The sequence below is a fragment of the Chryseosolibacter histidinae genome, assembly GCF_018598225.1.
Classification (GTDB): domain Bacteria; phylum Bacteroidota; class Bacteroidia; order Cytophagales; family Cyclobacteriaceae; genus Chryseosolibacter; species Chryseosolibacter histidini.
This window is the reverse complement of record NZ_JAHESF010000007.1, coordinates 42,743-64,199: the sequence shown is the minus strand read 5'-3', so window position 1 is coordinate 64,199 and position 21,457 is coordinate 42,743. Positions and strand designations below refer to the sequence as shown.

Genomic DNA, 21,457 nt, shown 5'->3' with positions numbered 1-21,457 from the left:
CAGCGAAGCTCTGTGTGTTCCGGTCCCCAGCTTATATCGTGGGGTCGGCGGGGGTGTTAATGTTGTTCTGGCGCTCCTGCAGGGGGAAAGGATAAAAATTCCTTGAACGCTCCGAAGTCATTGGCACCGGGTTTACATCAGTGGGCGGTTCAGGCCTGCCAAACCTGCGGCTGTCTTCAAGGCGAAGGCCCGAGAGGTATAACTCGGCGCTGCGCTGCTTGTAAATCTCGGTAAGCAGGGCGTCGGTCGTTATCGCACCCATGTAGGCTCCCAGGCCGGCATGTACGCCAAAGGGATCTCCGGTGGTTTGCGTGCGCACGGCGTTGATCTGTACAATAGCATCGGGGATGGAGCCATTGCTTCTGATGAGCGCTTCCGCGATGATGAGTCGCATTTCGTCGGGCAAATACACCGGGATAGGTTTGTCAATGGCGGTGGCGAAACCCGTGAGGTTGTCGATGGGATCACCCTGGTGGGTGGCAGTGTTCGTTGTGAAATAAAAAGCAAGCCTTCCGTCTCCTGCTTCCACCAGCGCAGGCGGTAATCCGAACTGATCGCGCGCAGCAAAGTTTTTCGATACTTGTATCTGCTGGTAAAGCGGGTTAGGTGCCAGGTTGGTGAAGATAAAGCTCGAGGCAACCGTAAGATTGACGGACTGTGCTGCAGCAATGGCATCAGCATAGTTACCAGCCATGAGCGAGTACCTTGCCAGGTAGGCCCGTATGGTGTTGGGCAGGTTGAACTCCGCACCAGTGACGCGTGAAGTGAATTCGGCAGAAGGAGGTGTGGCGGTGAGGGCGGCATCTGCCTCTTTCAGCAAGGTGATGGCGGTGGCCAGCAGCGTTTCACGTGGCGCGAAGGTGGCACTTCCTGACTTGTCGGTATTCAGCACACCGTGTGTGAAGCTCTGCGCGAGGGCACCGAGGGTCATGGCTTTGAAAAGTTTAGCGTGCGACATCACACCACTGAGCATGGCCGGGTCGGTGGCAAGCACAGTCGGGGCTTTGGCAATGATGTCTTCTGCCATCGCCATGACACGCAAAGGGCGTTGCCATACACCGGTGATGTTGCCGTTGAAGTTGGGCAGCGCTGTTCCGCCCTGGTCTATCTCGATCACGTTGGTGAACGTTGTGATGCCCCGCAACTCGTGGGCGGTGGCGCCAGGATTAAGAATGATAGACTCCAATGCCAAAGTGGAGTAGGTATTCCGCATCCCTACACTGTGAGTGATCAATCCATCCCTTGAATTGAGTACCTGTTCATCGGTCGGGCCGTTAGGATTGTCGATATCGAGTGAGCATGATGCGAGCACCAGCACCGACAACGCGATGAATATGTTTTTGAATGATATATTTTTACGATTCATGATTTCAGCTGTTTAGAATTTAACATTTACACCCAACGCATAGCTACGGGGAATAGGCACCTCCACGAAATCGAAACCGCGTACCGCATTGGTCTGACCCGCGGCGTTGGTCTCAGGATCATATCCGCTATAGTCGTCGATAGAAAGCAGGTTGCGTCCGGCAACAAAGATCCTCATGTTCTGGATACCCAGCACGCCGGGCTTCACATTATACGATACAGAAAGCTCGCGCAGCTTCACAAAGCTTCCGTCTTCGATCCAGTTTTCGAAAACGCTGAACAGGGCAGCGCTCGTTCCCTTGGGCACTTCGCCGCGCAGCTCGGGCTCATACCCCTGAAGCCCTCCGTAGAGATCGCGGTCGCCCACACGTTTCGTAAAGTTGAAAACATCGAATCCCAGCATGCCATCCCACTGCATACGGAAAGAGAATTTATTCCATTCCACGTCGTTGATCCATGACACGATGTGCTCCGGATTAGGATTGCCGATCACCCTGGAGAGGATGGCACCTGAAGGCTGACCCAAAGCATCGCGTTGCGTTGTATAAGTTCCGTTGGCGCCCTGAACACCGCGTTCGCGTTGTGGAAGCCCGGTGGGCGTGAGCAACAGGCTGCCATCAGGATTGCGTGCAAAGAATGTACTATAAAATGCTCCCAATGGATAGCCGTTCACTGCAGCCACCTGTCCGAATCCGCCGGAGAATGGCAAAACGCCGCTGCCCTCTACACCATCAACGGTGTTTTTATTGTGTGTGTAGCTGAAGGTGCTCGACCATTTTACGCTGGTGTTCTGCACGATGGCCGCCTTCACCTGCACTTCGAATCCTTTGTTGGTCATGGTGCCTACGTTGATGAACCGGTTGTTGAAGCCAGTGGAAGGTGCCAGCGTACGGTTCAGGATGAGGTCTTCAACATTTTTTTTGAAGTAAGAGAATTCCACACCGATGCGGTCGTTCAGCAAACCCAAATCAAAGCCAGCCTCCAGCTCGGTCTGGCGTTCGGGCTTCACATCGAAATTGCCCAGCGTGAGCGGAGCGGTGTATCCAACAAGTGTGCTGAGGGAGGCAGGTGTATAAGTGGTGAACCTGTCGTACGCGCCGATGGCTGTCAGGTTTCCGGATTGTCCCCAGGCACCCCTGATCTTGAAAGTAGAGGCGAAGGTGACGTTGTCCTTCCAGAAATTTTCTTCAGACAGGATATAGGAACCGCTAACTTTCGGGAAGAATTGCCAGCGGTTGTCTTCACCATAAACGGAAGAAGCATCTACCCGCGCGGCACCGGTAACAAAGATCTTATCAGCAATACCGAAGGTCTGTTGAACAAAAGCACCCAGAATAGAACGTTCGCTGCGCAGTTCCGAGGCCACAATGCTCGACCCGTTATTCACCGTCTCACCGAATGTTCCCAGCTGCTGCGCCGTGATGGCAGTTGTGAAGGTACGGTCGTACTGGATCGTTCCACCCAGGCCCGTTGTCGACTCGAGCCAGTCTGAAAGCCTGGTCTGGTAACTGAGGTTAAGGTCGTTGTTCAGCTGTAACACATTCTGATCAGACCTCCTGGAATAGCCGAGGTTGTAGCTGGGCGTTGTGTTGTTGGGTGGAATATATCCGTGCGCCATCTGTGTATAGGTATCCACGCCAAAATTATAGTTCAGCGAAAGTCCTTCCAGCAGGTTGAGCTGAAGCTGCGCATCTCCGATAAACCGCCCTGTACGCTGACGGAAGTCAAACCGGTCTATTGCTTCCAGCGGATTGGTTCTCAGCACCACCGAAGTGGGCGCTGTCGATGGATACTTTCCTGTAGCAGGATCCTTTTCAGGGTTGATAAAATTGTTGCTGAAAATAAATCCTGTCAGCGCACCATAGGCTTCGTTGATACCACCGTTGGGCAGCTCATGACTGCTGCTGAACGTATAGTTCGATCCGATGGAGAGTGTAGCCCGTGTGCCGAAGTTCTGCTGTACCCTCAGCCTTACGCCGTTACGCGAAAAATCGGTGCTTCTGACAATACCCTGGTTGAAAAAGTTAGACACCGACATAAAGTACTGGGTGGAACTGGTGCCACCTGCAACAGAAAGATAGTTCTCCGTTCCGTAAGCTTTCTGAAAGATCCTGTCCTGCAGATCGTACCGCTGCACGGGTACGGTGCTGAGATCTGTGACGGTGGTGTTGGTAAAGGTGAAAGGCACCTTGTTGTAGGGGAGTGTTTTCCGGATCTCGCTCATGCGGAATTGCGTGGAGAATTCCACCTGGGGTTTCCCTTCTTTTCCTTTTTTAGTGAAGATCTGTACCACCCCGTTGTTGGCACGCGATCCGTAAATGGCAGCGGCGGCGGCACCCTTGATGATCTCGATGCGTTCGATATCGTTGGGGTTGATGTCAACCATACGGTTTTGAGCATAACCGCCCAGGTCGATGAGCTCGGGCGATGCGTTGTTCACGATCACGCCGTCAACAATATAGAGTGGATCGGAAGAGCCAACGATGGTGCTGGGGCCCCGGAGCCTGACGCTGATGCCTCCCGCGGGGTTCCCTGAATTCTGGGTGATCTGTGCGCCGGCAACTTTTCCTGTTAGCAGCTGGTCGATGGAAGTGGCAACGCTGCCCTGGTAGTTTGACACCTGTACCGTTGAGATGGCATTGCCAAGCTGCCGTTTGCTGGTGGCCACAGAGGTGCCCGTAACCACCACTTCATCCAGCGACAGAAAGTCTAATTTCATGGTGATGTCGAGCGTGGTTGTGCCGCCCGCATCGGCTTTCACCTGCTGTGTTGCGCGCTGGTAACCGACAAACGTTGCCTGAAGGGTTACGGTTTGTCCGCTGGCCTCGGGTATGCTCAGGCTGTACGCTCCATTCAGGTCGGTGATGGTGCCGCGTGTGGTGCCCATGAGCACAATGGAAACACCGGGGAGACTTTCCCCTTTTTCGTCCTTGATCACTCCTTTCACAAGGTGCTGCGACTCAGACTGCGCGTTCACCCGGCCGTGCACCAGCGTAGTAAACACCATCAACAAAGCAATGAAGAATCTGGGCCTGTTAAGCCATCGTAGATTTTTCGTCATATATATTAAGTTTGGGTTAAACGCTTGAAAGCTATAATGAAAACTTAATATAAGTGACAAGACGCTGTGCTAATTTTCGTTGGCCTGCCTTTGCAACCGTCAAAAATTCACATTTGAAATACTACCGATGTATTGCCGGTTATATATCCACTACTTTTTCTTAACTTTCTTTTTGGCCTCGCTCGCCGTGTTCTGCTGAGCGCGGAATTTTGCCATGTCGGCGATCAGCGTTGTGGGCACTGGTTGGTCTAACGGAAAACGGATGGCGCTCTTGGACTGCTCATACCCGGCAAGCTCTTTCTTGAACTTGTCGAAGATGGTGAAGGGCGGAGGACATGAAAGCGAAAAATGGTTGGTGTAGGCGGAGTAGTAAAATACCCATCCGTTGAATTTGAAAGCCGGAATGTTATAACTGATCACCTCTTCCGCTTCGGGCACTGCCTTTTGAATGGTCTTCCTTACCTTTTGCAGGATCGCCTGCACATCTTTCGGAAAGGAGCTGATATATTGGTCAGCGGTTTCGAATTTTATTTTTTCTGATGCCATAAAAGTTTTTTTTGACAAAACTAGCAGCCTGGTTGTTTCGGCGTAAGGTGCAGGACCGACAATTTAAATGGTTAAATGCGACAAAAAAGCCTGGCAGCACTGTGGTCGCATGGGAATCCAAAACGTTTCGCATCCGAACAGGGTTATCCATAATCGCACAAGAAAGAGATCAAAAAACGGCCCTTACGCATTGTTTTGCTTCTGGCACCAATTTCGCCAGCATGGTGCTACCTATTCCATGATCTATGCTGCTTACTCATTTTAAAAGTGCCTGGCGGAATTTGCTTCGTCACCCCTTTTCATCCATCATCAATATCACCGGGCTCGCTACCGGCATCATCTGCTGCATTTTTATTTTTCTGTATGTGTGGTCTGAGCTGCAGGCCGATGAGTTTCACGTCAATAAGAACAACATATTTCGCGTGAACATGATCTCGCTTGAGTCGGGGCGTGCGGGCTTCTCTACGCCGTATCCACTCGGCACTTCTGTTAAAAATGAATATCCCGAGGTCAACAGCATTGTGCGCCTGGGCCAGGATAATGTCTCCATACGCGCAAACCAAGACTCTTATTTCTACGAAGATCAATTCTACTGGGCCGATTCTTCTTTCTTCAGTGTGTTCAGCTTTCCGCTGGTGAAGGGTGATGCCGCCACGGCGTTGAAGGATCCCTATAGCCTTGTGCTCACCGAATCGATGGCCACGAAATATTTCAAACAGGAAGACCCGATCGGCAAAACCGTGGAAGTGAAGATCTACGATGGCGACCGGAAATTTTCGTTTACGGTGACCGGCGTGGTGAAAGATCTTCCCACAAGCTCAACCATTCAGTTCAAATTCCTGGCGCCCATGCACGCCGCCATGCAGGTGTATCCGCAGTTTGAAAAGTTCTGGAACCTGCAATGGGTGACCACCTACGCGCTGTCGAACGATCCTGAAACAACGGCTGCCAGGGGAGAACAGGCCGCGGCGTTCTATAAAAAATATACGGGAGGTTTTGAAGGCACCGGACTTGAGTTCCAGCCCATGCCACGATTGCACCTCTACTCGGGCCATGTAGGCAAAAATCACACTGACGGCATCACTAACGTTTATGTGTTTACCGTGATTGGGATGCTGATCTTCCTGCTGGCTTGTGTCAACTTTGTGAATATCTCAACGGCAAGGGCCGAGCTCCGCAAAAAGGAGATCGGTGTGCGCAAGACACTCGGGGCTTTTCGCCCGCAGATCTTTGCGCAGTTTATGGTGGAGTCTGCGCTCACCGCGGCCGTTGTGCTGATGGTGTCTTTCACTGCCGTTTCCGCGCTGCAGCCCCTGGCCATCGCTTATGTGGGTGATAGTTCCATATTATTCTCGGCCATCGCGCTTCCGCTGGTTTTCCTTTCGGCGATGATCCTCATCAGTCTTTTTGCGGGCTTTTATCCGGCCATCTTCCTTTCCGGCTTCAAACCGCTGGAGGCGCTCAAGGCAAGATCCGAAAGCTCACAGGGAGGCTTCAGTGCAAGGCAGGTGCTGGTGGTTTTCCAGTTCACCATTTCCATCGCCCTCATCGCCGGCACGCTGATCATCGGCAGGCAGGTGCATTACCTGAAGCATGCTGACCTGGGCATGTCTACCGATCAGCTCATCACCATACCCGTAGATGACCGCGAGCTGCAAAAGAAAATGACCGACATACGCGAGCTGATGGCGGCAACACCCGGCGTGATGGGTGCGTCCATCGCAGGAGAGACCTTTCCCGCCGCCATGAACAACACCTGGAGCATCAACTGGCAGGGAAGCACGGAACAACAAACGCGGGTCATCGACATCATCTCCATCGACTACGATTACTTCGATCTGCTGAAAGCCACGTTCGTCGAAGGTCGCAACCTGTCGCGGAATTTCAGCACAGATGATTCGGCGGCCTTCATCATCAACGAAGCTGCCCGTGAAATGATGGGATTGAAAGAAGCCCTGGGCCAGGAAGTGATGATCGGCGAAACGAGAGGAACTATCATCGGTGTGGTGAAGGATATTCACCACTATTCACTGCACCAGAAAGTGGAGCCCATTGCCTATTTCCCGGTAGCCGCCTCAAGCCGCGCCTGTTCCGATAACCTGATCCTCAAAGTGCCGCCGGAGAAATTGCCATCAACCCTCGCGGCCCTGAAACAAAAGTGGGAGCAACTTACGCAAGACCGGCCCTTTGAATATCATTTCGCCGACGATGAGTTTGCCCGCACCTATACCCAGGAAGAAAAATTCCTGACGCTCTTCGAGGTATTTTCAGCGCTGGCCATCGTGATAGCATGCCTGGGCTTGATGGGCCTGTCGTCATTTGTGGTGAACAAACGTTCTAAAGAGATCGGCATCCGCAAAGTGCTGGGCGCTTCTGTGTCACAGATCCTGCTGATGCTCACCCGCGGATTTTCAGTACCCATCATCATTGCATTTCTGCTCTCAGGACCCTGCGTTTATTATGTCATGACGCGCTGGCTCGACCAGTTTGCTTATAAAGTGGAGGTTGACTTGGTCGTGATCGTGCTATCGGGTGTGCTGGCGTGGGTTATCGCCTTTTGTTTCATCGGATTCCAGTCGTGGAAAGCTGCGAGGCTGAATCCCGTGGAAACGTTGAAGGATGAGTGATTATTCCTGTCGGAAGGATAGCTTCTCCGTTGCCAGTGCCTGGCGCAGTTTTGGCAGGCTGGTCCGCCCCATACCATGCAGGGCCATGATCTCGGCTTCACTTCGTTTGGACAGATCGTGAAGCGTAACGATTCCCGCTGTCTCGAGCGCACGACGGGCAGGCGCCGGGAGCAAGGAAAGAAAACCCGATGATGGCTTTCTCTCCTGCTCACAGACCGGACATGTTGGGCAATCGCTGCTTTTGTAGTACTGATGCCCGTTCTTACAGGTCCTGAGGTTCTTCACCTGACTTTAAACTTTGAACTTCGAACTTGAAACTTCTAACTTAATTCGCTTCAGTGTACTTTCTGAAGTTGTCGAGGATCGCCTGCCATCCTGCCCGTTGCATTTCTATCGGGTTCTGGCCTTCAGGATCGAAGGTCTCCGTTACTTTTGTTTCGTTGCCATTGGATGAGAACGTGATGTGCACTTTGCGGTCATCGCCCAGGGTGTAAGCAATGGTTTTATGCTCCTGAACTTTGGTGTAGATGCCACCGAAGTCGAAGCTGAAGCTTCCGTCTTTTGCAGCCATCGTGGTTTTGAATGCACCACCTTCGCGCAGGTCGTTTTCTGCATTGGGTGCATGCCAGTCGTCTGACGCTGCACACCACCTGGTAATATGCCGGGGTTCATTCCAGTACTTCCATACTTTGTCAACGGGAGCCTTGATGGTTGCTTCAACAGTGATTGCGTTTTTTTCGAGCGTTTCCATAATGTTTATTTTTTTTGGTTTGTTTTTTTGTTCGATTTGATATTACAAACATACGCAAGCCGGCCACTTTTGGTAAGGTGTGAAAACGACAATATACCGGGTTAAATGCGTCTAAATCGGTAAAACGACCATTATTCATTAAATTCACTTACGGAAAACAGGTGTCGCCCCCCGGATCTACCGTTTTGTACGGATAAAAAGTGTGCGGTTAGTAGGGGTTTCCCTGATGTCTTCGAATCCGGCGTTCACCGATTCCTTGTTTTGCCGGGTCGCTTAATTTTACCAGACTGTAAGCCTTGTATTCCCGTAGTTTTTAAGGATCTGAATAGCGGGAAAGATACTTCATGATGGCTGTGTGCTTGCGAAGGCTTGCATTTACCCGGAAGTGAATCTGAGATCACAACGGCAATACTTCAACCTTAATTCCGAACCCATGAAACCCGGTTGTCTTTTCTTCCTGATCGGCGTACTCTTTTCCATGCCATCGCTTGTGTACGCCCAGAAGTACGATCTGAAATTCAGCCACCTCACCACAACAGATGGCCTTTCACAGAGCCACGTGAACGCGATCTTCAAAGACCATAAAGGTTTTATGTGGTTCGCTACCGATGAGGGCCTTAACAAGTACGATGGTTATACTTTTACCGCTTATAAAAATAATCCGGCAGCGCCATCGAGCATCAGCAACAACTATGTTTATGATATGGTGGAAGATGACCACCGTAACCTGTGGGTGGCTACCGCCAGCGGCCTGGATCGGTACAACCGCGAACAGGACCTTTTTATTCATTATGATCCCGGAAAAAAGATCTATACAAGGGATATCCTGATAGACCATAAAAAACGGATGTGGCTGGGCACCACGGAGGGGCTATACCTGTTCGATCAGGCCGGAGCAACCTTCAAACATTATCACGAGGAAAGCGATGCATCAGGCCTGAGCAGTAATTTCATTTACAGCCTTGCCGAAGATGATGCAGGCAATTTGTGGATCGGCACCACCGGGGGCCTGAACAGGTTCGATCCCGAAAATGAAAAATTCACGCATTACCGGAGCAGCACAACCAACCCCGGAACTATTGGCGCCGACTGGATCAAAGCTGTCTTTAAAGACTCAAAAGGCAACATCTGGGCCGGCTCGCATGGAGGCGGCGCTTCCATGTTCGATCCCAGGAAAAGTATCTTCACCACATTCAGGCATGATCCTGCCAACCCGGCCAGCATCGGCTATGACGATATCCTTTCGTTTGCCGAAGACAATGAAGGACGCCTGTGGATCGGTACCGAAAACGGCGGCATCAGCGTGCTGGATGAAAAGTCGATGACGTTTACAACACACAAGAATAATTTTCTCGACAACAACAGCCTGAGCAACAACTCCGTCTATAGTATTTACAAAGACGACCTCGGCGATATGTGGGTGGGCACCTGGTCGGGCGGTGTCAATTTCCATTCCAGCCTTCGCGATAAGTTCACACACTACAAGCGAACGGTGGTCAGCAGCAAAGGTCTCAGCAACAGCATTGTGCTGTGCATGACAGAAGACAGTGAGGGCAACCTGTGGATTGGCACCGATGGCGGAGGTGTGAACCGTTTCAATAGGAAAGATCAAACATTTTCACATTACCGTCATAATCCCGGCAACAGCAACAGCCCGGGCAGCGACTATGTAGTTTCCATCACCGAAGCGGAGCCAGGTGTGATCGCGTTGGGTTATCACCGCGGCGGTTTCGACCTGCTGGATGTGAAGACCGGTAAGTTCGTACATCACATGCCCGATCGCAGCGACCCCAACAGCATCTCCGTAACCACGGTGACCAGGGTTTTTAAAGACCACGCGGGCAGCTTGTGGCTCGGCACGTGGGGTGGAGGCGTTGGCCGTTATAATAGCGACACACGAAAGTTCACCTGGTACCGGCACAACGACCAGGATGACAATACCATCAGCGGTGATTTCCTTACTGCCCTGGGTGAGGATGGCGAGGGCAATCTATGGATCGGCACTACCGCGGGGCTCGACAGGATGGATCAGAAAAACGGTCGCATCGTTCACTATAAACATGACAACAATGATGCAAAAAGCCTGAGCCACAACATCGTGGAAACGTTCCTGCTCGACCATGCCGGCAACCTGTGGATGGGCACCGCGTTGGGCCTGAACCTGTTCAACAGCAAAGACGGAACCTTCAGGTGTTACAATGAGAAAAGCGGCCTTCCCAATAACATGGTAAGGGGCATCCTGGAAGATGACCACGGCAATTTATGGATCAGCTCCAACAAGGGTATCTCTAAATTCACGCCCGCCACCGGCATCTTCAGAAATTACGATGTTACCGATGGCCTGCAGGGCTGGGAGTTTAAACCGCATGCTTGCTATCGGTCAAAAAGTGGTGAGATGTTCTTTGGCGGGCATCAGGGCCTCAATACATTTTATCCCGACAGCATCAAAGACAATACGTTTATTCCGCCGGTGTATCTTACCGGGCTCCAGGTCTTCAACATGCCCGAGCAGATCAACGGCGCTGATTCCGTTCTCCGAAAACATATTACGGAGACAAAACAAATAACGCTCTCGTATCAGCAGTCGGTGTTTACGATCGAGTTCGCGGCATTGAACTTCATTCATCCCGGAAAAAATCTTTACGCGTATAAGCTTGATGGCTTTGACAAGGACTGGAACTACGTGAATCACAAACGTGCCGCCACGTACACAAACCTCGATCCGGGAGAATATGTGTTTCGTGTCAGGGGATCGAACAACGATGGGCGCTGGAACCTGGCCGGGGCTACGCTCAACATCACCATCACACCGCCGTATTGGGAAACGTGGTGGTTCAGATTGCTTTCACTGACAACGTTGGCCGCCTGCATCACGGCGCTCATTTCCATACGGATCAACGTCATCAAAAAGCAGAAAGAAAAACTGGAAGCGCTGGTGCAGCTGCAGACCGCTGAAGTAACGGAGCAGAAAAATGCATTGGAAGCGCAGGCCGAGAACATGCAAACCCTCAATGAGCAGCTACAGGCGCAGGCGGAATTTCTGCAAACCATGAATGACGATGCCGAGAAAGCCAAGCTTGAAGCCGAACACGCCAACCAGGCGAAGAGCATCTTTCTTGCCACCATGAGCCACGAGATCCGGACACCCATGAATGGTGTTATAGGCATGGCGCAGCTGCTGCAGGAAACAACCCTTACCGTGGAGCAGCGAAGTTACACAGACACCATTGTGAGCTGTGGCGAAAACCTGCTGGGTGTTATTAACGATATCCTCGACTTTTCTAAGATCGAGTCCGGTAAAATGGAGTTCGAGGAAAAAGATTTCGACCTGAGAAGCTGTATCGAAGAAGTGCTGGATGTTTTTGCCAGCAAAGCCGCCACGGCGGGGCTCGATCTTATTTATCAACTCGACAACGATGTGCCTACCCAGGTTTGTGGCGATGTGCTTCGCCTGCGCCAGGTGCTGATGAATCTTGTGGGCAATGCCACCAAGTTTACACAGCAGGGCGAGATCTTCGTGGGTGTTCACCTGCGTTCGAAGGAGAACGGATTGCTGAACCTGTGCTTCGACGTGCGTGACACCGGCATCGGCATACCTCCGGATAAGGTAGACAGGTTATTCAAAGCTTTCTCGCAGGTAGATTCTTCAACCACACGCAAATACGGCGGCACAGGGCTTGGCCTCGCCATATCCGAGAAGCTGGTAAGATTGATGGGCGGCGATATCTGGGTCGAGAGCATCGTGGGCGAAGGCACTACCTTCAGCTTCACCATCAGCCTGCTGCCGAGCCGAAATCCGGTTCCGACGTATGTCTACTATAACACCACAGCCCTCGAAGGAAAACGTGTGCTGGTAGTGGATGACAATGCCACCAATCTGCTCATCATCAGCAGTCAGCTGCAGTCGTGGAAGATGAAACCCGTGCTGGCACCCTCCGGCGAACAGGCGCTGGGCACACTGGCGCAGGATGCGAACTTCGATCTTGTGTTAACGGACATGCAGATGCCGGGCATGGATGGTATCGGCCTTGCGCGGTTCATCAAACAAACGTACCCCAGGTTGCCCGTTATCCTGCTAAGCTCCATCGGCGACGAACGGAACAAACAACACGCAGAACTCTTTGCCTCCGTGCTGATGAAACCTATCAAACACAACCTGCTTTGTGGAAACATTTTAACAGCGCTTCGCGGTCAGGACAAAGCGTTGGCGACGGAGCAGCATAACAACAAAAAGCTGGACAGCGCCTTCGCACAAAAATATCCGATGCGCATCCTGCTGGCGGAAGACAACCCGGTGAACACATTGCTGGCCCAACGTGTGCTCGGCAAGCTGGGTTATAAAGCAGACACCGTGGTGAACGGTCTCGAAGCGCTGGCGGCAATCAGGCAAACACCGTATGACCTGGTGCTGATGGATGTGCAGATGCCGGAAATGGATGGACTTGAAGCTACGCAAAAGATCCGCTCATCCGGAGGGCATCAGCCGAAGATCATCGCCATGACAGCCAACTCCATGCAGGGCGACCGCGAACAGTGTATGCAGGCAGGTATGGATGATTACGTGAGCAAACCGATCAAGCTCGAAGATTTTGTAAGCGCAGTTGAAAAATGGGCGCTGAGTCTGCAATAGGAGTCGCGAAGGCTTGTGCGGGTGTCAGGAATTTACGGGAATGTAAAACGAGAATACTGACCCTACATGGGGCTGCGACCGCGCGGTAAGCATGCCTCCGTGGTTCTCGGCGATCTTTCTGCAGATAGCCAGACCGATGCCGATGCCATAAGAATCGTTTTTGGCGATGAGGCGCTGAAAGATCTCGAAGATCCGCTCCGCATACTTGGGGTCGAAGCCGATGCCATTGTCGATGAAGTCGATCTGGTGATACTCACTGTCGTTTTTCAATCCGCGCAAAGCGTAGTTGCTGGTGTGGATCAACGTATGGGTGATGCGGATCTCGGGCGCAACATCGCTCTTCCTGAACCGGATGGCGTTGTTGAGGATGTTCTCAAAAAGTTGGATCAGCTGGTACCGGATGCCGTTGACCCTGGGCAGCGGGTCATTTTTAATAACGGCATTCGTTTCTTTGATATTTACCTTCAATGAGTGAATGGCCTGCTGAAGCACGTCGTTCAGGTCAACACCTTCAACGTTGTTATCAACGGCATTGGTGAGTGAGAATTCCAGCATGCTGAGGAAGAGCTGTCGCATCCTGCTCACGGAGAGCTTGATCTTTTCGAGATATTTTTTTCCTTCGTCCGAAAGGTTACGCTGCTCGCGGTCTTCCACGATGGATATGAAGAACTCCACTTTGCGCAACGGCTCCTGCATGTCGTGGCTGGTGATGCGTGTAAAAGCGCTCAGCTCTGTGGCGTACTTTTCAAGCTGAAAGTTCTTGTCTTCCAGCTCCGCGTTCAGGTTCTGCAGGCTGCGGTTGGCCTTCTCCAGCTCGGTGTTGATCTCGGCGATCTTCGTGTTGAGGCTTACGGTCTCGTCGATGTAGTTCTGCGATCTTTTCAGCTCCTGGTCGATGAAGTAAAAAGCCACCACGAACACGATCATCGAGAACAAACCCACGCCAACGCCTACCATGGTGGCGATCACGGTATGCTTCTGCACTTCCAGCGCCCGGTGTTTGGCGAGGCTCAATTCGATGGCCTGCATCTTTACGATGGTAGTTCTGATGCTGTCCATCTGCGTGGAGGCCGCCTTCAGGTTTGTTTGAAAACGTTTCGATCTGAAGCTGTCGGGTGTGCCCGCATCCGACATCACAACGTATTGGATGCGGATGCAGGAGTCGAAATGTGTCTTTAATGTTTCCATGTTGCGCTCCTGTTCAGGATTTCCTGCTATGAGCGAGTCGATGGTATCGAACTGTGCTTCCGGGAGCGCTGAAAAAGCTTCGGGCCTCAGATAAGACGAGTCGCCGGTGATCACATATCCCCTGATGGCCGACTCCCTTCCCTTGAGGGTGGAGAAGATCTCCTCGAGCGATTGCCGGATCACATTGGTGTCGGTCACTGCATCCGATGACGAATTCTCCTGGTAAGTTTCATAAATGAACAGTCCCGATAAGGATGTAAGCAATACGATTCCCGTAATAAAGATGATGCGCGAATAAAAGATCCGGCTGGAGGATTTCATCAAGGGTTGTACTGGTTATCCAAAATCGTTAAGAGCCTAATATAATTACTTTTAACAAGCTTCATGCGCGCGGCGAAAAAATCCCGGATGTACCAACATCGCATGCGCTATGCGGGCATGGAACGACCGGGGATTACCCGAGCTTGTCGGTCGTACTTTTAACGCCATTACCGATGCTGGCTGCTATCGATGACAGGATCTTTCTAAGGGTTTTATAATCCGAAGGTTTGGTGATAAAGGCTGTCGCACCGAGCTCGGTAGCAGTTTGCTTGTCTCTTGAGTGCGACGACGTAGAATATATCAGTACGGGGATATCTTTGGTGCGACTGCTGCCCTTCAGCATCGACAGGCACTGCCATCCGTTCATCTCGGGCATGTTGATGTCGAGGAAGATCATATCGGGCAATTGATTGCCAGGTTGTTTGAGGTGCTCGAATACGGCCAGTCCATCTTTTACATGATGGAGCTTCACCGTTGGGTCGACGTCAGAGAGCACAAGCGCAAACATCTCGGCATCATCAGGGTCGTCGTCGGCCAGCAGGATTACTTTTGGAACCAGGGTTGTACTCATTTGGCGTATGGTTGAAGGATCGCGTTGAAGAACATTAGCGTCTTGCAAACGCCGGATCCTTTCAGGTAATTTTTTCCACACAAAGCTACTGGATATTATCTTGTTTTTATAGCTACCAGTGGAGTGTTCTTTCAATTCACAGAAAAATCATTGAATCTACTTTCAGTCAACCGGCAGTTCAGGGCGTTCTGAAATCAAATACCATGACAGCCACCTATAACCTGGGGATAATTTTCCTTGGCATGGTTTTTTACTATGACATTGTAGCTTTAAAGCCGCTTGTATACAATAGGCATATCGATATATTGCATGCCTCTGTTGTAAAAAGCATCCGACGAATGGAACTTGTTTGCTGTGTGATCCGGTTACCATCAACACTGCAGACGAAATATAAACTGATCACTGGATGAAAGAGATAACACCAGACCACTGGTGAACATCGATTAAACAGAACTCCCTCTTTTTGATACAACCCAATTATTAATAGTGATGACTATGAGAAAACTTATTGTTTCTATTGTTGCGTGTGTGATGATGTCGCTGCTTGCCTGCCAGGATACCAAAGAGAGTGATGTTCCATTCAACGATATTTCTTCCTACAAAAAAATAGGCATGCAGATCTCTTATGAGACCGGTGCCCGCTGGATCGAGGCCTACAACCAGAAGAATAACATCCAGGCCAGATCGACGCTTTCACCGTATACCATCTCAGCCGGTCAGTTGCAGGAAGCCGTGGCATCGGTGAACAGTCTGGTAGGTGTGGCATTCCATCATGCCATAGATGAGAATGGAGAACATCACTTCATTGTGATCCCGGTGGATGAATCTTTGCATGTGTGGTCAAACATTCCAGGAAGAGCTTACATCGATGCCAATACCAACAGGGAGATCACCCGCGAGGTGGCCCGCAGCTGGGCACAGAACTACGAAGATGCCCATGCCGGCGAAATATGGTTTCATTTCTTTGGCAGCAACATCTTTGAGGAAATCTTCGATGTTTCCTATTTTAGCACGCTGAACATTGTGCCAGCGCTGAACACATCGAACCTTACACCTCAGCTGTTGCTGATGATCATAAATGAACAATTGAGCATTACCGGAAGGACTGTGGATGCGGATGATCCGCTGGTGTACGACGCCTCGAGCCCTTGCCCTCCCTGCCCCGTTGAACCGTAAAAGAAGCAATAAAGTACGTACGTTATAGTCCACCATGAGGGTAGAACGCATTTCGGAGATCATCAGGCTGGCATCGATGCTTTCGATCGCCCTGCCGCTGATCATTTACCTGGTCAGGTTCCGAAGTGCGTCAAGACCTGTTCATCTTATCGGTGCGTTATCGATCGTCTCGGCGTTATCGGACCTCATCGCCTATTTTCTGTTTATCCGCGGGCAGTCTACGGTGGTGCTGTTCAACCTCTACTATACCGTGATGTTCCTGCTGCTGACCTGGTTCTATTACCAGGTGCTTCTAACAGCGCGCAGTAAAGTAACGGTGCTGGCGGGACTTGGCATTTACCTGCTCTCGTTCATCCTGGTCACCACCTATGTTCAGACCTTCTTCGAGTACCAGACCTCTATGTGGACGATCACCGGCCTGATCATGATCATCTACAGTGTATCCTATTTTCTCTCGCTGTTCTCTGCACAAACCACCATGAACAATTACGGACTGTTGTGGATCAACAGCGGGATACTGTTCTATTTCAGCTTCAACCTCTCCCTGTTCGTGATGAGCAGTTATGTGCTCACGAAGCTCGAGCCCCAGATCAGCATGCTCATCTGGAGCTTTCATAATGTTAATAACATTGTCAAAAATATCTTGCTCGGTGTCGGCGTGCTCGTCTACAGCGTCGATGTGAGCACCATCCGCAACCTCATACCACCCAAAAAAACGGGTAAGCACGTTATTGTGCAGTAACTTGCTTCAATGTGCTGGCTTTATCCCCAGCCGTTCATGCCAGCCCTGCAGCTCTTTGTAAACACCATCAAGGTTTTGTTTCTGTGTTTCAGTCAGGGGTGTTTTTGTGGCCCGGCTGATAATCTCAAGGGATACGCCGCGTTTTTGTAAGAAGTATTTAGCGCTGAGCGGATACCCTTGTGATATGATGTTGTCGGCACGTGTCAGCGCTGCCTGGAGCCACGTCATGTCCTCCTGCTTTTCCGGGTTGCCAGTGTGTTTGCACATCCACGCAAAGATCTCCGGATAAAAATTTCCCGCGATGCACGAGAGTCCTTTTGCGCCCATTTGCAGCGAGGCCATGGCGTTGGGCGTGTGGGCGTCATAGAGCTCCAGCCTGCTGCCTCTGGCCATTTCAAGCTTCACCCTGATCTTCTCCAGGTCGAGCGTGGTGTCTTTGTGGTAGATGAGGCGGTTTGTTTCCAGCAGGGGGCGAAGCACTTCCGGCGTCAGGATCCTTTTGTAGGGCGATGGACATTCGTAGGTGCCCATAGGGATCATGTCCGTAAGCGCGAAGAATTTTTCGAAGTTTTGTTTCAATATGGCATCGCTCTCTTCCTTGTCAGCGAAGTGACTTGTGATCAGGATCACGGCATCCACACCTGTATGATACATCGCTTTGGCAAAGGTTGCCCGTTCTTCTATCGATTGTCCGAATGAACCGGTAGCCACAACGGGCACGGCACCGTTCACACGCTTCACTACATGCCGCGCGAGCGCCAGTCGCTCTTCGGCTTCGAGCTGATACATCTCACTGCTGAGACAGTTGGCAAAAAAACCTTTCACACCCGAAGCGAGGTAGAAATCGACGAGCCGTGAGAGCGCGTCAAAATCTATCTTCATGTCTGATCTGAAAGGCGTGATCATCACGGGAACAAACTTTCGCTCTTCTGCTTCGGTATCCGCGGCGCGTGAAACCGATCGGTGCGCTCCTGCTAACGTGAGCGCAGCCGCGCCTGCCGCTACTTTGCTTAAAAAACTCCGGCGTCCTTTCATAGGGGTTGGATGAGTAATGTTACAAGTTACATTGCGTCACTTCATGGCACCAATGATGCGATGCACGATCATGAAATATTAATACGCGATCTGAGGAACAGCAGCCGTAAAATGAGCTGCGGGTTTCGAGCCACTAGCTGCCAGAGGAGCCGCATTACTAGCAGCTCACAGCTAAAAGCGTAGCTATTTAAAAGGTCGTCGGCTCGTAGAACGGGGCAACCGGCCTGGCAATCTTTTTCCGATGACTGTAGAATTTTTCCACTAATAGCCGCATCGTTGTGAAGGGTGTGTATCCAAAACTTGCAGATAAAGAGATAATTAAGAGTTCGCAGGCAGACAAGGCACAATCATTTAAGCGTGAGGCGAAAAATGTTCAATCTAAATTCTCAGATCATGAAAAAAGTATTGTTTGCAATTTGCTTTTTGTTTGGGGCAGCAGCAGTGGTAAACGCTCAGGACACAACATCTCAAGACAGGTCTCAGACCCAGCAGTACAGAGATCAGGATGATGACAAAGACAGACAGGCGATCTCAGTGGCTGATCTTCCATCTTCTGTAAGAGACCAGCTGCAAGGACAGGACTACACCGGATGGACGGTGGCCAATGCTTACAAAAAGGAAAAAGACGGTCAAACCATGTACTTGGTAGAGCTGAAGAACGGCAACGAAACTAAAAAAGTGAAGTTCGACGCACTGGGTAATAAGATCAAGGAAAAAGATAAGAAAGATCACGGTGGTCAGTAATGATCAACTTGATCATATTTTCGATCAGGAGGCTTGCGTATAGCGGCCTCCTGATTTTTTAGTTTCAAATAGTTAAGGGAGCAATCAAGTGAAATGGATATGGCAAAGCAGGATCGGAACAAAGAGCAGAAAAGACTAGGCATTGCGTTGGTTGGATTGGGAACGTACAGCGAACAGGAGCTGGGGCCTGCGCTGAAAGAGACCAATCATTGTTATCTGGCGGGAGTGGTCAGCAGTGAGCGTGATAAGTGTGAGCAGTGGCAGAAGGAATACAATCTGAAAGATGAGAACCTGTACAGCTACGACGATTTCGACGAGATCAGCTCCAACAAAGATATTGATATCGTGTATGTGGTACTGCCCAACGACATGCACGCTGAATTTGTGACCCGCGCCGCGAAGGCTGGGAAGCATGTAATTTGCGAAAAACCCATGGCCACCAGCGTTGAAGATTGTCAGCGCATGATCGATGCCTGCAGGGAGGCCGGTGTAAAGCTTGCCATTGGATACAGGCTTCACTACGATCCGTACCACCAGGAGATGATGCGGCTGGGACAAGACGAGGTTTACGGAAAAGTGAAAAAGCTTATCGCGAAGAACGGTATGGATGTAGGCGATGAGAATCAGTGGCGCCTCGACCGGGAAGATGCCGGTGGCGGACCATTGATGGATGTCGGCATCTATTGTGTGCAAGGTGTGATCTACACGAAAGGCGCGCTTCCTGTGTCAGTAACGGCAAGGTTTACAAAGAAACAGGATCCCGAAAAATTCGATGAAGTGGAGGAGGGCCTCACCTGGGAGATGCAGTTCGCCGACGGCACCGAAGCGTTTTGCGAAACCAGCTACGTAAAAGAGCAAAACCTGCTTCGCGCAGAAGCGGAAAACGGGTGGTTCGAGCTCGCCCCCGTGGCCTATGAATACCGCGGCCTTTCGGGCAGAACATCAGACGGGCCTATGAACTTTAAAGAAGTGAGGCAGCAAGCCCTGCAAATGGATGACTTTGCCCGTTGCATCATAGAAGGTCGCGAATCCATTGTACCTGGCGAAATGGGCATGCGTGATGTTCAGATCCTGGAAGCTATTTATGAAGCCGCGCGCACAGGTAAAAAAGTAGAATTGCACCTGGAGCCATTTGAAAATTTGGTGGAGATGTAGAAATCAGCAGCACAGAAACGATCATATTTCAGAAGCAGTGAGCCATTCCGGTTTGCTGCTTTTGTTTTTTCTGGTGAGCACAAAAGGGAAGCGTGCCGTGGTCTTACAACCGAAACGCAAGATCAGGTGTCTATTCAGTACCTAAACCTGAAGAACCCCATGAAAACGATCAAGTGTTTTCTTCTCCTCTTGCTGGTCCTCACTTTCCAATATTGCGATGATCCTGACCCCGAGCCCCCCATCGATGATAGCAATAAAAGTTTGCCCGCGCGTTGGGCCGACATCACGCTCAAGACCATCCGCGCCACCCCTCCATTTTCACCCACGTTCACCTCGCGCAACCTTGGCTATATTGGTCTTACCATGTACCAATCCGTGGTGAATGGAAGTGGTACACAAAAGAGTCTGGTGGGCCAATTGAACGGGCTGGATTTTCTACCACTGCCAGAGTCAGATAAGGAATATAACTGGGCACTCTCATTGAATGCGGGACAAGCTTTCATTCTTAAAAGCCTGTATGCGCATACAAGACCGGCGCGGCTTTCGAGCATCGACTCCCTCGAGGCCACCGCATATGCGGAGGAGATAACCACAACAGATCAGGAGATTGCCACGCGGTCTGTAGCGTATGGCAAGAAGGTGGCAGAAGCTATTTATGAATGGTCTAAAACCGATGGTGGGCATGAAGGGTATCTCCGCAATTTTGATCCTACCTATAAATTCCCCACCGGGCCGAGCTATTGGACAGCCCCCACATTTGGACAGTCTCAGTCGATTTTACCACTGCACCCCTTCTGGGGCAACAACCGAACCTTTACGCAGGCCAACGCTTCTTTGCCTGTGCCGGCAATCGTTCCGTACTCACCCTTTCCCTCTTCGGAGTACTACAAGTACTTCAAAGAAGTGTACGACAAAAGTAAAACACTTACTGACGAAGAAAGAAGGATCGCAGCCTGGTGGGCCGATGACCCGACACAAACAGCTTCCCCTCCGGGACATTCTTACAATCTCGCCACCATTGCCGTAACCTCCGCAGAAGCCGATCTGTTTACAGCTGCGGAGATCTACGCCAAAGTGGGTATGGCTGTAGCCGACGCATTCATCTGTTGCTGGAAATGTAAATACACCTACCACGCAGAACGACCCGCTCCTTTTATCAAACGTTTTATCGATGCAAAATACAAACACTTCTGGCCGGAGCCTCCGTTTCCCGCGTTCTCGTCAGGCCACGCGACACAATCTGCCGCCGCGGCCACAGTGCTCATCAGTGTTTTGGGAGATGACTTTGCGCTCACAGATAATACGTACCAAAGACGCAAGGCCGATTTTCAGGGCATTCCCTACAAACCACGTGCGTATGCTAACCTTTGGGCTACGGCGGAAGAATGCGCCTACAGCCGTTTTCTCGGTGGTATTCACACCCGCCAGGATAACGAAACCGGAACAGCCCAGGGAAAGCTGATCGGTGCAAATATTGTGGCCCTCAGCTGGCGGAAGTAAGTTGAAAGGTTAAGATTTAAAATTTAAAGTTGAGGTCCACTAACT

General features: G+C 51.0%; 15 protein-coding genes. 7 read left to right on the top strand and 8 right to left on the bottom strand.

The genetic code is table 11. The annotated features are described in order from the left end of the window. Positions 1–31 precede the first annotated feature (31 nt). From KK083_RS08930 to KK083_RS08920, 3 genes are all read right to left on the bottom strand, one after another. Positions 32–1,366, bottom strand: coding sequence for a RagB/SusD family nutrient uptake outer membrane protein (locus KK083_RS08930; RefSeq protein ID WP_254162635.1), 1,335 nt, complete (start codon positions 1,364–1,366; stop codon positions 32–34). A 12-nt stretch (positions 1,367–1,378) separates the two neighbouring features. Then, positions 1,379–4,426, bottom strand: a complete 3,048-nt coding sequence (locus KK083_RS08925) for a SusC/RagA family TonB-linked outer membrane protein (RefSeq protein ID WP_254162633.1) — start codon at positions 4,424–4,426, stop codon at positions 1,379–1,381. A gap of 150 nt (positions 4,427–4,576) precedes the next feature. After that, positions 4,577–4,972: an iron chaperone gene (locus KK083_RS08920; RefSeq protein WP_254162632.1), complete on the bottom strand. Its 396-nt coding sequence runs from the start codon at positions 4,970–4,972 to the stop codon at positions 4,577–4,579. Between the two features lie 245 nt (positions 4,973–5,217). Here KK083_RS08920 and KK083_RS08915 point away from each other — a divergent pair, with 245 nt between their 5' ends. After that, positions 5,218–7,599 carry an ABC transporter permease gene (locus KK083_RS08915; protein WP_254162631.1) on the top strand — a complete coding sequence of 794 codons (2,382 nt, stop codon included), beginning with the start codon at positions 5,218–5,220 and terminating at the stop codon, positions 7,597–7,599. On the opposite strand, the gene KK083_RS08910 is transcribed toward KK083_RS08915, so the two are convergent. Next, positions 7,600–7,884: an RNA polymerase alpha subunit C-terminal domain-containing protein gene (locus tag KK083_RS08910; RefSeq protein ID WP_254162630.1), complete on the bottom strand. Its 285-nt coding sequence runs from the start codon at positions 7,882–7,884 to the stop codon at positions 7,600–7,602. A gap of 40 nt (positions 7,885–7,924) precedes the next feature. Then, positions 7,925–8,350, bottom strand: coding sequence for an SRPBCC family protein (locus KK083_RS08905; RefSeq protein WP_254162629.1), 426 nt, complete (start codon positions 8,348–8,350; stop codon positions 7,925–7,927). Between the two features lie 433 nt (positions 8,351–8,783). Here KK083_RS08905 and KK083_RS08900 point away from each other — a divergent pair, with 433 nt between their 5' ends. Continuing rightward, complete coding sequence (locus KK083_RS08900) at positions 8,784–12,980, top strand: hybrid sensor histidine kinase/response regulator (protein WP_254162628.1); 4,197 nt, start codon at positions 8,784–8,786, stop codon at positions 12,978–12,980. 24 nt (positions 12,981–13,004) lie between these two features. On the opposite strand, the gene KK083_RS08895 is transcribed toward KK083_RS08900, so the two are convergent. Then, positions 13,005–14,489 (bottom strand): CHASE3 domain-containing sensor histidine kinase, encoded by a 1,485-nt coding sequence (locus tag KK083_RS08895; protein ID WP_254162627.1) that lies wholly within the window; start codon positions 14,487–14,489, stop codon positions 13,005–13,007. Positions 14,490–14,622: 133 nt separating this feature from the next. Beyond that, positions 14,623–15,060 carry a response regulator gene (locus KK083_RS08890; protein WP_254162626.1) on the bottom strand — a complete coding sequence of 146 codons (438 nt, stop codon included), beginning with the start codon at positions 15,058–15,060 and terminating at the stop codon, positions 14,623–14,625. A gap of 495 nt (positions 15,061–15,555) precedes the next feature. On the opposite strand from KK083_RS08890, the gene KK083_RS08885 reads away from it, so the two are divergent. Next, positions 15,556–16,236, top strand: coding sequence for a hypothetical protein (locus KK083_RS08885; protein ID WP_254162624.1), 681 nt, complete (start codon positions 15,556–15,558; stop codon positions 16,234–16,236). A gap of 34 nt (positions 16,237–16,270) precedes the next feature. Next, on the top strand, positions 16,271–16,978 hold the full coding sequence (locus KK083_RS08880) for a hypothetical protein (protein ID WP_254162622.1): 708 nt from the start codon (positions 16,271–16,273) through the stop codon (positions 16,976–16,978). 6 nt (positions 16,979–16,984) lie between these two features. On the opposite strand, the gene KK083_RS08875 is transcribed toward KK083_RS08880, so the two are convergent. Then, complete coding sequence (locus KK083_RS08875; protein WP_254162620.1) at positions 16,985–18,013, bottom strand: dihydrodipicolinate synthase family protein; 1,029 nt, start codon at positions 18,011–18,013, stop codon at positions 16,985–16,987. Between the two features lie 393 nt (positions 18,014–18,406). Here KK083_RS08875 and KK083_RS08870 point away from each other — a divergent pair, with 393 nt between their 5' ends. The 3 genes from KK083_RS08870 to KK083_RS08860 all read left to right on the top strand — a co-directional run bounded on the left by KK083_RS08870 (position 18,407) and on the right by KK083_RS08860 (position 21,412). Continuing rightward, the gene (locus KK083_RS08870; protein ID WP_254162618.1) at positions 18,407–18,757 is read left to right on the top strand and encodes a hypothetical protein; all 351 of its coding nucleotides are present in this window, start codon (positions 18,407–18,409) and stop codon (positions 18,755–18,757) included. Between the two features lie 99 nt (positions 18,758–18,856). After that, positions 18,857–19,912, top strand: a complete 1,056-nt coding sequence (locus tag KK083_RS08865) for a Gfo/Idh/MocA family protein (protein ID WP_254162616.1) — start codon at positions 18,857–18,859, stop codon at positions 19,910–19,912. Positions 19,913–20,071: 159 nt separating this feature from the next. Then, positions 20,072–21,412 (top strand): vanadium-dependent haloperoxidase, encoded by a 1,341-nt coding sequence (locus tag KK083_RS08860; protein WP_254162614.1) that lies wholly within the window; start codon positions 20,072–20,074, stop codon positions 21,410–21,412. Positions 21,413–21,457: the final 45 nt, after the last annotated feature.